This window comes from Chitinophagaceae bacterium (genome assembly GCA_030053935.1).
Classification (GTDB): domain Bacteria; phylum Bacteroidota; class Bacteroidia; order Cytophagales; family JASGCU01; genus JASGCU01.
Window position 1 is genome coordinate 24,929 of sequence record JASGCU010000003.1, and the last position, 15,298, is coordinate 40,226.

Annotated in this window: 10 protein-coding genes; all 10 read right to left on the reverse strand. The window is 30.8% G+C overall.

Annotation, left to right across the window (positions count from 1 at the left end):
* Nucleotides 1–50 precede the first annotated feature (50 nt).
* The 10 genes from QM536_00575 to mgrA all read right to left on the reverse strand — a co-directional run bounded on the left by QM536_00575 (nt 51) and on the right by mgrA (nt 15,122).
* Nucleotides 51–1,157 carry an NADH-quinone oxidoreductase subunit H gene (locus QM536_00575; protein MDI9355508.1) on the reverse strand — a complete coding sequence of 369 codons (1,107 nt, stop codon included), beginning with the start codon at nt 1,155–1,157 and terminating at the stop codon, nt 51–53.
* A 44-nt stretch (nt 1,158–1,201) separates the two neighbouring features.
* The gene (locus tag QM536_00580) at nt 1,202–1,981 is read right to left on the reverse strand and encodes a (Fe-S)-binding protein (protein MDI9355509.1); all 780 of its coding nucleotides are present in this window, start codon (nt 1,979–1,981) and stop codon (nt 1,202–1,204) included.
* Between the two features lie 248 nt (nt 1,982–2,229).
* On the reverse strand, nt 2,230–3,276 hold the full coding sequence (locus QM536_00585; GenBank protein ID MDI9355510.1) for an aminoglycoside phosphotransferase family protein: 1,047 nt from the start codon (nt 3,274–3,276) through the stop codon (nt 2,230–2,232).
* 513 nt (nt 3,277–3,789) lie between these two features.
* Nucleotides 3,790–5,898: a SurA N-terminal domain-containing protein gene (locus QM536_00590; GenBank protein MDI9355511.1), complete on the reverse strand. Its 2,109-nt coding sequence runs from the start codon at nt 5,896–5,898 to the stop codon at nt 3,790–3,792.
* Nucleotides 5,899–6,090: 192 nt separating this feature from the next.
* Complete coding sequence (locus QM536_00595; protein ID MDI9355512.1) at nt 6,091–7,914, reverse strand: LysM peptidoglycan-binding domain-containing protein; 1,824 nt, start codon at nt 7,912–7,914, stop codon at nt 6,091–6,093.
* Between the two features lie 66 nt (nt 7,915–7,980).
* Nucleotides 7,981–8,112: a hypothetical protein gene (locus tag QM536_00600; protein ID MDI9355513.1), complete on the reverse strand. Its 132-nt coding sequence runs from the start codon at nt 8,110–8,112 to the stop codon at nt 7,981–7,983.
* A gap of 604 nt (nt 8,113–8,716) precedes the next feature.
* A complete protein-coding gene (gene recJ, locus QM536_00605) occupies nt 8,717–10,423 on the reverse strand; it encodes a single-stranded-DNA-specific exonuclease RecJ (GenBank protein ID MDI9355514.1) in 1,707 nt (568 codons plus the stop codon).
* 9 nt (nt 10,424–10,432) lie between these two features.
* A complete protein-coding gene (locus QM536_00610) occupies nt 10,433–11,719 on the reverse strand; it encodes an iron chelate uptake ABC transporter family permease subunit (GenBank protein MDI9355515.1) in 1,287 nt (428 codons plus the stop codon).
* A 1,211-nt stretch (nt 11,720–12,930) separates the two neighbouring features.
* Entirely contained in the window at nt 12,931–13,917 is a 987-nt protein-coding gene (locus QM536_00615; GenBank protein MDI9355516.1) for a M23 family metallopeptidase, read from the reverse strand.
* A 212-nt stretch (nt 13,918–14,129) separates the two neighbouring features.
* Nucleotides 14,130–15,122 (reverse strand): L-glyceraldehyde 3-phosphate reductase, encoded by a 993-nt coding sequence (gene mgrA, locus QM536_00620; GenBank protein ID MDI9355517.1) that lies wholly within the window; start codon nt 15,120–15,122, stop codon nt 14,130–14,132.
* Nucleotides 15,123–15,298: the final 176 nt, after the last annotated feature.

The window sequence follows — 15,298 nt, forward strand, 5'->3', positions numbered from 1 at the left end:
TAATATATTGATGTAAAATAATGAGAATATATAATGTTAAAATAATAATTTCAAATTGTTGAGAGAGCATAAGAAGGATTTATAAAAATGACTTTCCATAAAATACAAAGTAAAAAAATGAGTAAAGTAAGGGGGACTAAATATTTCCACGAAAGTATAAAAATTTGATCTATTCTCAAACGAGGAAACGACCATCGTATCCATATTTGTAAAAAAACACCTACAGATGATTTTGTGATAATCCAAAAAACTCCCCAAAAGAGTTCTAAAAAAGTATTATCTATCCCTGAAGTCCATAGGCCGAGATTCAAAAAAGACACATTAGGAAAAGGACTTGTCCATCCTCCAAAAAAAAGAAATACGATGATAAGGGAAACTAAAAACATTTTTCCATATTCTGCAAGCATAAAAAATCCCCATCGAAGTCCTGAATACTCTGTATGATAACCTCCCACTAACTCTGATTCTGCTTCTGCAACATCAAAAGGGGTTCTATTGCACTCCGCTAAAGCAGATATAAAATAGAGTATCAAAACAGGGATGAGGATAGGGATTTTTACAATATTCCACAAAAAAAAACCTCCTAATGTATTGACTTCTATGGAAGATATTATGCCAAAGAGAGTGACTCTCTCGTTTGCAAAAATACTTTGTTGCATTGCAATAGTATGGAAATCAAAACTATTGGTAAATATAATAACACACAAAAGAGCGAGAGAATTGGGAATAGAGTATGCAATAATTTGGCTGACAGCACGAATAGAGCCTAAAAGAGAATATTTGTTATGACTCCCTATTCCTGCCATCAAAATACCCATAACATCAAAAGAAAGAATTGCTATAATATATAATACTCCAAGAGGTGCTTTTACATTGAGAAAATGCCTACTGAGCGGAAATACTGCAAAGCAAGATAATACAGAAGTAAATACAAGAATGGGTGCGAACATGAATAGGTATTTTCGGGCATTGGTGGGGATAATATCTTCTTTTTGTGCCAATTTCATAACATCGGCTATAGTTTGAAATATTCCGTATTTTCCTACTCTATTGGGTCCTATTCTATCTTGTATAAAAGCTGCTATTTTTCTTTCTGCATAAACTCCTATAAGTCCGACAAAGAGTAATGTTGCTAAAAAAAAAAGAAAATAAAACATAAAAGGAAGATTTGTCTATCCGATGTGTAATTTAGTATATCTTATTATGTGTTATTTGCAATGAGTTCTGCAATATCCATGACTTTTACTTGGTCTTGTTTGTCTTTATTTTTTACTCCATCACTGAGCATAGTCATACAAAACGGACAAGCGGTAGCAATTATATCAGGGTTTAATTGAAGTGCTTCTTCTGTTCTTATAATATTTATTTCTGCCGTTCCTTTTTCTGCTTCTTTAAACATCTGTCCCCCCCCTGCTCCACAGCAAAGTCCATTGGTTCGGCATCGTTTCATTTCTACTAAATCTGCATCTAAATTTTTTATGAGTTCTCTCGGTGCTTCATAAATTCCATTTGCTCTTCCTAAATAACAAGAATCATGGTAGGTAATTTTTTTTCCTTTGAATGCTCCACCTTCTATTTTTATTTTTCCTTCATCTATCAGGTGTTGCAAAAAAGTAGAATGATGAATAACTTCATAGCTTCCGCCCAAAGACGGGTATTCATTTTTAAGAGTATTAAAGCAATGGGGACAGGCAGTAACTATTTTTTTTATTTTATAGGTATTCAAAATCTGAATATTATTCAAAGCTGTCACTTGAAATAAAAAATCATTCCCCGTTCGTTTAGCTGGATCACCGGTACACATTTCTTCATTCCCTAAAACAGCAAAATGGATACCGCACTCTTGCAAAATTTTTACAAAAGAACGAGTCACTCGCTGATACCGACTATCAAAAGATCCCGCACAACCTACCCAAAAAAGAACTTCAGGTACTTCCCCACGAGATGCCATATCTGACACTGTTTGTATTGTATCTTTCATTTTTCTTATATTACTATAATATGTATTTTACGATTTCTCAATGGAAAAAATTATGTATTGGTTCTTAATAGCAAATATATGCATATTAAAAAATATTTGAACATATATAAAAATAACGAAAATAAACATTATATTATTATTTTATTTTTTCACGATTCTAAGTGCTATGTAAGAGTGTTTTTTTAATCTATTTAGAATATTGTATAAATAAAAATGGTACCATTCCAAAAAAATCGTATAGACTTGTATTATGTGTTTATAAAACTCATCTGTTCACAAAGAAAGAGCTGGTTTCTTGCCCTATCTAAATTATGTTCCTCATAATGAATCTTATAGTATACATTACCATCTATGTAATCTGTCAAAAACCTTACTGCCATAAGCAATGCCATATAAGCTCCGCTGATATCTATGCATTCTTCTTCTATGGAAGAAAGTGTATTTTTCCATCCTTCTCTATATCCTTTTTTTATAAAATCTATTCTTTTTGTATCTATACGAATATCTTTTAAAACAGTATGGTCTTCGGGATAATCTATGCAAGAGGTTCTTATAATATCGCCCACATCATAGATAATATATCCGGGCATAACGGTATCCAAATCTACCACGGCAATTGGCTCATTTGTAACAGTATCAAAGAGAATATTGTTTATCTTCGTATCATTATGCATAATACGGAGAGGTAGTGCATTGATTTTTATGAGATTATCTATTTTTTGAAACAGGGAAGACAACTGATAGAGTATTTCTAATTCTTTTTTTACTTTCTCTACTCTGTGGTAAGCATTTTTTTGTACTACCTTCTCTAATGCTTCCATTCTCTTGGTTGCACTGTGAAAATAGGGGATAGATGGGATTATATGAGACATCTCAAACCCTGATAAACAATAAGAAAAAGAAGCATACGCTTTTGCTGTCTTATAACAAATATCCTCTGTTATGGGAATGGAAGATATAGTATCTCCTACGTAAGTGTAGATTCGCCAATATGCATCTGTATCATATAAAAATAAATTTCCATTGTGAGTAGGTACAATCAATGGTATCCGAAGCGCATATTCTTTATTATGTGCAAGATGCTTTGTTATACTCTGTATAGTATTCATCAGTATTGGAACATCTGAAAATATACTGTGATTTATTTTTTGGAGGATGTATGTATTTGTATCCGTTGTGATGAGAAAAGTATGATGGATAAGTCCAACAGAAATGGGCAGAAAAGATTGGTAATGTCCTTGTATTTGAAAGGAATGTACTTTTTTGGGTATAGAATCAAAATCTTTGTAATGCATAGAATTATTTTTATGTTTGTAGAGCATAAAGTAAATGATAGTGTGGTTGTTCAGAAAAATAGAAATACGGTAACTCTTTATCTACTTTTTTTAATGAGAGTGTCGCAAAGTTCTTTTTACACAGATATTTAATTTTGAATCTATTGATAATCAAAGAGTTACAAAACTACAAACGTGCTAAAAGCGATTTTTCGGACATTCTCTTTTAGATTTCATTTTGGTATTTTATTTTTTTATGGTATTGTAATTATTTTTTGTAAATATAATTTTCAAATGTAAAGAAAAAAAATCTCGTTGTTTGTTAAAAAAATAACTGCATTGTATATTTTTTATTTGGGAATACATTACGAAAGATTTGCTTTAGAAAAATCAATCAGGAGTGGATAATGTATTTGATGTATAATAAAAAAGAGGGCATCTTTTTACAGACGCTCTCTTTTTTATTTGTTTCTTTCGGGCTTATCTTTTGTTAAGAATTATTTTTAGCAAAGAGATAGTGGGGGGAATTGCATATTAAAATGCTTTGTATCTTTTATCTTGTATGTTATTATATTTTTTGATAGATTCAAATATTTGGTATTGAGAAAGCGAATACCTTTGTTGCATCATTTGTATATAAAGAGATTGATAATCTTGTGGTTCGGGGGGAGTATTGATGGTGAGGAGTTCTATGATTACAATTCCATTATCGGTTTTTATGGGTTTAGATTTTTTTCCCGGTTGGAGTGCAAAGGCAGTTCCTATTGCTTCGTATGCGGGTCCTACTCCTTCTATGATATTATCAGATATCTTAAGGTTATACGTAGTTTTTATAGAGGTATTTGGGTATTTTTTTTGGATTTCTTCTAATGGTTCTTCTGTAGAGGGTATTTGAGCAAGGATGAGTTCTGCTTTTTTTTCTGCGGTTACTTTATAGGTTATATTATTTTTCACAGCTTCTATGTTCGCTGTTCCTTGTTTTTGTTCTTGTGTCATAACAGCTATTACGTAGTCGTTTTCTAGTTCAAATACATTGGATATTTTTCCTATTTCTCCTTCGTTGTAGAGCCATGTAACTATAGATCTGGCGCTGGTGAGGACACCGATACTAAAGTTTCCTGGTTTTATTTCTTTTTCTTCGTAGATATAGTAAAAATTATCTGTAGCATTTTTATGAAAATCTTCTAATGTTTTTGTATTGAGTGCAAAGATATCGGCTTTTTTGTATGCTTCGTTTTTAGTTTCATCTCCTGCGTTCAGGTTTTTCTCTATGATTGCGATTTGGTATATTTGAGAAGTTTTTAATTCCGTTACTTTAATGATATGGAATCCAAAATCTGTTTCTGTGAGTGTATTTACGACACCTGTTTTAGATGCTGAGAATACTGTGTTTTCAAATGGTTTTACCATTCTTCCTGATTGGAACCATCCGAGGTCTCCACCTCTTTCTACTGTTCCATCTGTTCCATATAATCGTGCTTGTTCTTCAAAAGAATCGGGATTTTTGAGGATGTCGTTTAGTATTTTTTGTGCTTGGTCTTTTGCTTTTTGTTTTGCTTCGTCAGTGTTGTCGTTGGGTTTTATTAAAATATGGCTTGCACGGGCGTATTCTACTGTATCTTTGAGGGATTTTGATAATTTATAAAGGGTATATACTCCATTTTGAAGTTTTGGTCCTACGATAGTGTTTTCTTTTAATGGAGTAATGCTATCTCGGAGAAAAGTAGTAAGCATGTTGGGAGTATATGTAATAAAAGCATTTTCATTATCTGAGTTAAGAGTAGCAAAAATAGAGTCGTTGTCTGTTTTTTGGAAGATATCTTTTATTTTTTCTACTTCTTCTTTGACTATGGCTGTATCTTCAGATGATGGTATAATGGGAAAAGTTATATATTGTATTCCTCTTGATTGTTCTTTTTGATATGTATTTTTATGTTTTTGAAGATACGTCTCTAATTCATCATCTGTTATTTTTATCTCAGCATCAGATATGGTGTTGTATGGGATAAAAAGATATTTGATTTCGGCAATTTTATTATCGTTACGGTATTTATTTTTGAGTTCTTCTTGTGTGATATAATTGGTGTGAGTGATGAGGTTATCGTATTTATTGGTTATTCTATTAGGTCCTAGTTCTTTTTCAAAGAGGTACCATGATATTTGTTGTTTTGTGGATTGTTTTGGTAGGCTTTGAAGATACCCAATTATTCTATTTCTATCCAAAATACCTGTTTCAGGGTCTGTAAATATTTGTTGTACTTGTGGGTGAATATTATTTCCTTGTACCATGTCTACTATTTCTTCGGGTGTTACTTCCATTCCTAGTTCTTCAAATTCCTGTTTGTAGCAAAGATCTCTGATGAGGGTGTTCCATGTCTGTTCTTTTATGGATTCCAATTCTTGTGAGGAGGGCATTCTTTCTGTATTGAGTCGGTATGTTTGTATTATTTCCTCTTCTTTTGCTTGGTATTGTTCTATGGTTATGTCTTCATCTCCAAATGTTCCTATGACGTTCCTTTTTTCTCCAAAAAGAATAGAACCAGGTCCCAAAAGGTCTCCTCCCAATAAAAAAAGTATAAGTGCGGCTCCTATTATCCCAACTGTGAGAGATGTTTTTTCTCTTATTTTCCCTATTAATCCCATGTATCTTGATTTATGTTTATTAATTATGAGTTATATTATAATACATATTTTATTATTTTTGAATAAAAGCAAAGATATATTTATTTTTTTTTTTTTGTGATTTTGTAATTTTGTTGTATTAAAAGTATGTTTGTATATATTGTTTTTTAAATTATTAAGGAGTTAAGTTTGATTATGATGCGAAAAGGCATTTTATTTTGGTATTTTTAATATCTCTTTTATGTTTATATTGGTATTTGCTTTGTTATTTAATTTCATAATGGCTTCGGGTGTGGTGTTATATTTTTTTGCTATGGAGTGCATGGTTTCGCCTTTTATTACTTGGTGAGTGCTGGGATAGGATATAGTATTTTGTTTCCATTCTGAGGGTATATTGGGTATTTTTATTTGTTGGTTTATAGATATAGTATTTGTAATATTATTATATTTCAGGAGGTCTTCTATGCTGATTTTATATTTTTTAGATAGTGAATATAGCGTTTCTCCTGCTACTACTGTGTGGGTGTTCAAAATGCTATCAGTAGATATTTGAGGTATATTTTCTATGTACCGGGTAGTGATATTGATAATAGTGTCTGTTATTTTTTCAGTATTATTTCTAATATTTGTGGGGAGAGATGATGTGGTGTCTATGATTTGTTGGACTAATGGAGTTATTTTGTGTAGGGTATCTGTTACTGTTTGTATTATTGTAGATATGGTGTCTATTTTCTGTTGTATATTTTCGGGTATGGATATTTGTTTTATGGGGTTGTTTGGTTTTTTGGGGATAGAAGTGGAGTCATATTCTATTGGTATGTTGAGTGGTCTTATTTTTCGTAACCATACTATTCTCCCTGCTATTGGTTTTTCATTTTCCCGTATTCTATTTTTTTTGAGTAGGTGCTTTAGTTTTATACCGTATTTTTGAGATATGAGCCATAGTGTTTCATGTTCTTGTAGAGTGTGAAAAAAAGTTATTGCTTTTCTTTTTTTATGTTGCAAATAGTAGGTTTGATTTTTTTGTATGCTTTCTGTTTCTTCTATATCGTTATATTGGATAAATTTTTTAGGAGATATATTAGAATTTTGAAGGAAATCAGAGATAGATTGGTTTTTATCGGCGATAACAGCGGGAATAGAGTTTATTTTTACTGATAGAGAGGTATGGTAGAAGGTTATGTTTTCTTTGAGAGATACAAATTCTTCATAAACGAGGTTTTCTTCTTCTATGATGGTAGATTTTTGGAGAGAGGGGATGATAATGGTATATTCTTTATCGGTAGGAATTTCTTTTTTTTTCAACCATTTGTTATAGGTGGTGAGTAGTTCTATTGTGATTCCTTGTTCTTGGGCTATTTTTTCTATTTTTTTGCCTTGTGTTTTTTTATATTCGTTTAGAACTATAGACCGTCGGTGGTCTTTTTTGAGTTCTTTTTCAAAAGCTATTTTATGTGCTAAAAAAGTTTTAAAATACCAATGCGTGTTTTTATCTATGTTCATTGTAGTAGCACCAAATTTTTTTTTATCTACGTATTTTTCTGCTCCTGTCTTGCCTGTGTTGTATGCGATAGTAGAATATACCCAATTATCAAAACTCTTATTATGGCTTTTGAGATAGCGGCAAGCAGATTTTGTGGAAGATACAATATTCATTCGTTCATCTACCCAATCATCTATCCTCAGTCCATTTTCACGTCCGGTTGCTTCTTTAAACTGCCAATAACCGACAGCATTTGCAGAAGAAACGGCATCAGATATAAGAGCACTTTCTTGAACGCACAGATATTTATAATCATCAGGTACTCCTTCTTCTTTCAAAATACGCTCTATTATGGGAAAATAAGCATTCATTCTATCAATTTTTATTTTGAGATACTTTTCACTCAATAAAAGTGCTTCTATTTGATCCTGAATTTCCTTACGTGCGTCTTCTGTTATGTGCAGTTTTACATCTCCGAATATTTTCAAATGAAAAGGAACTGAAGTATTGTTACTATACGCCCATTCAAGTGTAAAAAAAATATACAGGAACAAAATATATACGCTTGTATTTTTAGATATACACATTTTTTCTCTTATTATTAAAAAAATAATGTAATGTTAAAAAATTATTTTTGAGGATTTTACTATACACAAATCGTTATCGAAAAAGAAAGAAGTATCTCGGGCTGCTTGCTCGCATCCAAAAATCTTTCTAAAAGCTATATCATTTGTTATATCTACAAATACCATCTTTTTATCATGTTTTTATGTTTCTATACAAATTAGTTTATTAGGTATGTTGCTCAATTTTTTAATATTGACAAAATAATTACTTTCTCAAAAAAATATATATTTCTATTGCCTATAGAATAATTTCTCTCTCTTTTAAAGAATTTATATAAAATTTTGACATTGTATGAAATATTTTTTTAACAATGGGGGAATTTAAAAAATATTCCGTTAGTTCTATTTTAGAATATACCTCTTCACATGGACATAAACAAAAAAAACAGAATCAATAGAATCCAACTTTAACGGTGAAATAAAGAAACTCTTTAGAAAATATGTTTTAAAGAACTATACAAAAAATTGTGGTAACAGCAATAGAATTAAGGAAAGAGGTATTAAAAACACAAACAGCCCCAAAGTGGCTACGTATCTTAGTTATACATATAACTCCATAGCTTTCGTTTGACCTTTCAGGGGGTTATATATCGGCTATAATATTTCTATCTCTTCGAGATTTTTTCTTTTAATAATCAAAAACATAAAAAAACATCTGCAATTATATATTTTATATTGTATAAAGTTTGTGATAATTTTTTATTTTTACATTATAAACACAAAATTTTTCTTAGTCTATTTTTATATCTTTTATATGCAATTCTATCGGAATGTGCGGCGAAAAATCGCTTTTTTCAAAAGAATATGCTATATGAAAATAAGCTCCCGAACGAATCGCTTCGTACACATGTAGCATACCAAAAGCAATTGCATTGTATCCTACGTTTGTTTCGCGTGCTTGTGTGATAAACATTTTGATATGTGCATTTTTTAGTAAAGTAACATTCTTTGCTTGGACAAATGTAGATGCAAAAGTAGGTCTCATATTGGAGGGACCAAAAGGTGCCATTTGAGAGAGATTTTGAAAGAGGGAAAGAAAATTATCATGGAAAGGTATCACCATATCTATTTCTACTTTAGGAAATAACAAGTACGGTTTTTTATTGCGCTGCACTATTTCCTCAAATTTTTTTGCGAAAGAATGAAAATGTTGCTTTTCTAATGTGAGTCCTGCAGCGTGGGAATGCCCTCCAAATTGCTGTAAAAAATCTTTACATTCCTCAATAGCATTATAGAGGTCAAAATCTTTTATAGACCTGCCACTGCCAACTAATTTCCCATTAGATTCAGTAAGAATAATAGTAGGACGGTAATACTTCTCTATACAACGCGAGGCAACTATTCCTACTACCCCTTTATTCCAATGTTCTTGAAAAAGCACCGTAGAATGAGCTGCTTGTAAGGTTGCATCGTTTTCTATCAAAGATATTGCTTCCCCACTCATTATTTTTTCAATAGATCTTCGTTCTTTATTCTCCGCATTCATTTCTTTTGCAAATTGAAAACATTCTTCTTCGTCGTCCGAAAGTAGCAATTTAATAATAATATCAGCATTAGATATTCTGCCAGGTGCATTAATTATAGGGCTTATACCAAAAACAATATCTGTAACATTTATTTTTTTGTGTTCTAATCCTAATACTTTTTTTAACATTCTGATAGCAGTGGGAGGGTTATTTTGTATTTGCTCAATACCGAGAGCAGTAATGACTCTATTTTCGCCTGTTATAGGAACAATATCTGCACAAATGCTAATAGCAACAGCATATAAATGCTGCAATACTTCTCCTTCGTATATATCATTTTTCAGAGAAAAGGCGTGAACAAGCTTCAATCCTATACCACAGCCCGTCAGTTCTTTGTAAGGATAAGGGCATTCAGATTGTTTCGGGTTCAAAATAGCAATTGCATTTGGCAGAACATCGTCAGGTATGTGATGGTCACAGATGATTATATCTATCCCTAAAGAATTGGCAAGGGATACTTTGTCTACAGATTTTATCCCACAATCCAAAGCAATAATAAGTTTTATGCCATTCTCCGATGCCCACATAATACCTTTTTCAGAGATCCCATACCCTTCTAAATGTCTATTAGGAATATAAAAAGAAAGTTTTTGGTGGTAGGAATGTAAAAATTTATACACCAAAAAGACAGCTGTAGTACCATCTACATCATAATCTCCATATACAAGAATATTTTCATCGTGAAGGATTGATTGTTCTATTCTGCAAACCGCCTTGTGCATATCTTTCATTAAAAAAGGATCGTGCAAATGGGAAATATTCGGTGATAAAAAATTTTTTATTTTTTCCTCAGTATCGTATCCTCTTTGCAATAGGAGAGTTGCTACTATTTTATTGTTCGCTACTAAGGGGAGAATTTCTTGTGTTTTTTTTTCTTCGGGTGCATCTTTATAAACCCATATTTTTTCCATCAATTGTTTTTAATAAGGTATTTTAGAATTGTGCGGGTCGGTGTGGGGAAATTGTAATTTCTGTTCTAATTTTTTTTCTATTTCAGGGGTGATAATATGTTCTATATTTTCTGCATCTTCGTGGACATTCTTTGTGGGTATATGTAAGTAATTTGCTAAATACATTTCCCATAATCTATGAACTTTCACTATATTTTGCCCTTTTTTCCTCCCCTTATCTGTAAATTTCCAAGAATCTTTTTGTTTGAATATATACCCCTTAGTCCATAAGAAATAAAGTCCTCTCTTTAATTCTAAAGAAGAAAAATATCGTTTTTTTTGAATAGAATGTTTTGTTATTGGTTCAAAAAACAAAAGGTTATGCTCCCCCAAAGCATAAAAGGTTTTAAGAATATTTTCCTCTAATATCTTTTGAGAAAGCAGTATTTTTTTGAAAAACTTATAAAAGAAACCCCTGTATGGAGAAAAAAAGAAAGAAAAAAAAGCAATTCCTGATAGAACAATAACTATCCATGGTCCCGTAGGCATAGAAGGAGCTGTATAAGAAATATATGCTCCTATAACAGATGCAAAAGTAGAAAAAACACAGGAATAGAGTAATAAACGAATAAAATTATTTGTCCAAAATCGGGAAATAGCAACAGGGGTAATGAGCATAGCAGACATAAGCACTATACCCACCGCTTGGATCCCCATAACTACGGACAATATGCTCAGAAAACTGATTAAAAATTCTAATAATTTAGTAGGAAGTCCTATACTTTTAGCAAATTCTTTATCGAAAACCATCAGATGAAACTCTTTATAGAAAAGAACAATTACTGATAACACGAAGAGACAAAGGAATAGAAACACCATTACATCTTCTCGGACAATAGATGCCGCTTTTCCAAAAATATAATGGTCAAGTCCGCTCTGTTCCGCGTTCCCCGAGTGCTGAATAATAGTCAACATCCATATTCCTAAACTAAAAAAGAACGAGAGAGTTATGCCTATGGCAGCATCTTCTTTTATTTTTGTGTTATGGGATATAATATGTATAAGCCAAAGAGAACACCATCCGGTAACCATTGCTCCTATTACTAAAAAGAGAGGATTTTTATTTCCCGAAATGAGAAATGAGAGGCAAATCCCTGGTAAAACGGAATGAGATAATGCATCACCGATGAGGGATTGTTTCTTGACGAATATAAAACTCCCGATAAGAGCCGAACTGATGGACAATAACACCGAACCTATCACTACATATTTGATATTGGCATCGGAAAAAGAAAAAAAATAGAGAAAATCTTCCATTGGTTTTTTGGTAAGAACAAAGGCAAGTGCTTAAAATTGATTTTGATTATTGTGAAATTCAAAAAATATAAAAAATCATTTGAAATCTTAAAAAATTCAGAGCAAAAGTATGTTTTTTTTGCGCATCTCTATTCTTTTTTGGCTAAAAATAAAAAAATACTGTCTTGTATATAATTTCTTTTCAAAAAAAGTTCTTTGATTTATGATGACCGATATCTTATTGAGGTAAAGTTTTTTATTGTTTCAATTGATTTAAAATAGAGATTAAAAGGAACATAACCGAGATTATAGGAATCATTATATAAAATAAAAAATAAATAGTTATGAAAATAAATACGAAATAACAAGAATTTGCATGGACATTGATATTTCATCGTAAGAAGGAAAAAAATTTTATCTTAAAATTATAGGTTATGGAGCTAAATATATGATAAAATATACGGAAAATTTGCAACTTTTCCTATTTATGCGTGAGATAAAAGTACAAGTATCGCGTCTTCATTGTCATGGTACAAAAGTTGTAAAAAATGGAAAGAACCCTAAATGGGTTCAAAATTTTAAGTGCAAATATTGTAAGAAATAATTTCAATATGAAAGTATTTACAACGAAGCAGATACTTGAATAAAAAAACTGATAATCAACCTATTAGATAAAAATTTTAGAATTCAAAATATAGCAGTGATTCTGAAAGTGGGGTACTCAATTCGTGTTAAAATTACTGGTGTTGCAAGTTTAAAAACATAAAATAATACCAAAACAAAAGGCATATACAAGCATCCAAATCAATGAGTTTTGATCGTATATAACACACAAAAAGAAAAGAAAGTTATGGATAATCCATGCTTATGCTCCATAAACAAAAGAAATTTTAGCGTATGCTATGGGAAAAAGAAATGCAAAAACATTCAAAAAAACTGAATGAAAATCTAAAAAAATTAAAAATAGGACCCTTATTTTGATAACTGGGGGGGACATTTCAAACGTTATTTTGGTAGATAAATGTGTTATTGACAAACAAGGGACATTATCTATCGAAAAGATGCATATCTCATTTACAGCCAGAAATAGGAGATTTGTGAGAAAATTACTTATTTTTTAAGAAAAAATAAAATCATAAAGATGCTCTTGTTCTCACTGTTATAACATCGTAATCTTTCTCACCATACTTTACACATAACCTAATTTTTTTTCGTAAGGGATAAGTAAATCACTATTCTCCGTTCCCTAATGATTGATTTTCTATAGAAGCCAATCGTATAATTTCTTCATATTGTTCAGGGGTCATATCTCTAGAAAAGAATGCTACCGGATTCTCACGTTTTCCATTTATATGAATTTCATAATGAAGATGAGGAGCGGTCGATTTTCCAGTACTTCCTACAAAACCTATTATATCTCCCCTTGTGACTTTCTGCCCCTGTTTCACATTAAAACTACTCATATGTGCATATAAAGTTTTGTAGCCAAAACCATGATCTATCATTATATGTTTACCATATCCCCAAAAAGTTGATTTTACTAAAATAACTACCCCGTTCCCCGTAGCATGTATTTCTGTTCCTAAAGTAGCAGAAAAATCTACTCCTTCATGCATCCGTCTTACTTTTAAAAAAGGATCAATTCGCGGACCATATCCTGAAGAAAGTTTATCCAAATTAGGGTTTAGAATTGGTTGAATAGCTGGAATGGATTGCGTTAAATCATCTTTTTTCTTCGCTAGAGATAGTATCTCATCGTAAGATTTTGTCTGATTATATATTTGTTTTTTGAGATTCTCTAAACGTTTTGTAAGATCTAATAAAATAGTTTTTTGCTCTATATCAGATTCATTAATTTTTTTATATATATCACTACTTTTTGTGTCTGTTGCTTTTAAAGTAAGGGACATAGGATCACTTTGAAAAATAGTTCTATATATATCTATATCTTTTTTTTGAAGTAATTTTAATCTCTTCTGAATATCATGGGTTTCTTCTGAAAATATTTTATGATAGAACTCTAAAGATTCTTTTTCCTTTCGGAGATTTGCTTCTTTAGGTGAATCAAAATATTTGACATAAAATAATAAAATACTTAAAGCGAATATTAAAGTACTCAATACAAATGCCATTACATTAAGAAACCAATCCCATGGAGAACTTTTTATAGGTTCGTATTTACAAGTATCTGAATTATAGTAATATTTTATCTTTGCCATTATTGAAAATATATTCTATCGTATCTTTTTAAGTAGTTTTTTTTTATTACCAATAAAAAAACTATTTTATTGTATGTAATCTAACAAAGTAGATCTTTTATCATTATAAAATTTTTGTTTCTAATAATATCAAAAATATTCATTTTTAAGATATTAAATGATGTATTATCAAATAAAATAATAATAAATAGTCCCCTTTTATGCTATAAATATCAATGTTTTACAACTTGATCTATACTATCTATTTCTTCCTGAGTAAAGTTATAATTTTGAAGAGCGCCCAAACAATCTATTAATTGAGTCACTTTACTCACCCCGATGAGAACAGAAGTAATATTTGGATTCTTTAATAACCATCCTAATGACATTTGGGCAAGTGTCTGATTCCTTTTTTGGGCTATATCATTTAATTTTTTTATCTTCTCCATTACTTCATTATTTACTTCTTCTTGTTTTAAAAATCCTGTGGGCTTATATGCTCTAGAATCTTGAGGAATAGAAGTAATGTATTTATTTGTAAGTAATCCTTGAGCTAGCGGAGAAAACGGGATACAACCAACTCCATTTTTATAAAGTATGTCTAATAGTTCACTTTCTACCCATCGGTTTAACAAAGAATATTTAGGTTGGTGTATGGTACATTTTACACCTAATTTCGTTAGTATTTCAAATGCTCTTTCTGAATCTTTCGCTTTATAATTTGAAATTCCTATATAAAGAGCTTTTCCTTGTTGTACAATAGAGTGTAGTGTCCCCATAGTTTCTTCTAAAGGAGTATCAGCATCAAATCTATGGTGATAAAAAATATCTACATAATCTATTTTCATCCTTTTTAAACTTTGGTCTAAACTAGAAATTAAATATTTTTTAGAACCAAAATCTCCATACGGACCTTCCCACATATAATATCCTGCCTTTGTGGAAATAATCATTTCATCTCTGTATTTTTTAAAATTTTGGTGTAATATCTTTCCAAAATTTTCTTCCGCTGCCCCTGAAGGAGGTCCATAATTATTTGCTAAATCAAAATGTGTAATACCATTATCAAAAGATGTTTTAATAATTTCTAATTGATTTGCGAAAGGATCCACATATCCAAAATTATGCCATAGTCCTAAAGATATGGCAGGTAATTTTAAACCGCTTTTGCCACACCTCCGATATTCCATTGTTTTATATCTTTCTGAATTTGCTGTGTAATGCATATAAAATTAACAGGAATTTAAAAGGACTTAGAAAATTATAAAATACATCATTTCTGTATATTTATTAAACATCATATTTTTTACACGATACTCTCAATACAATAACAAAATTGTTTGTTTTTAACAACTAAAAGTATCTGTAAATTATTTTTTTATTTATTTACTATTTGTACATT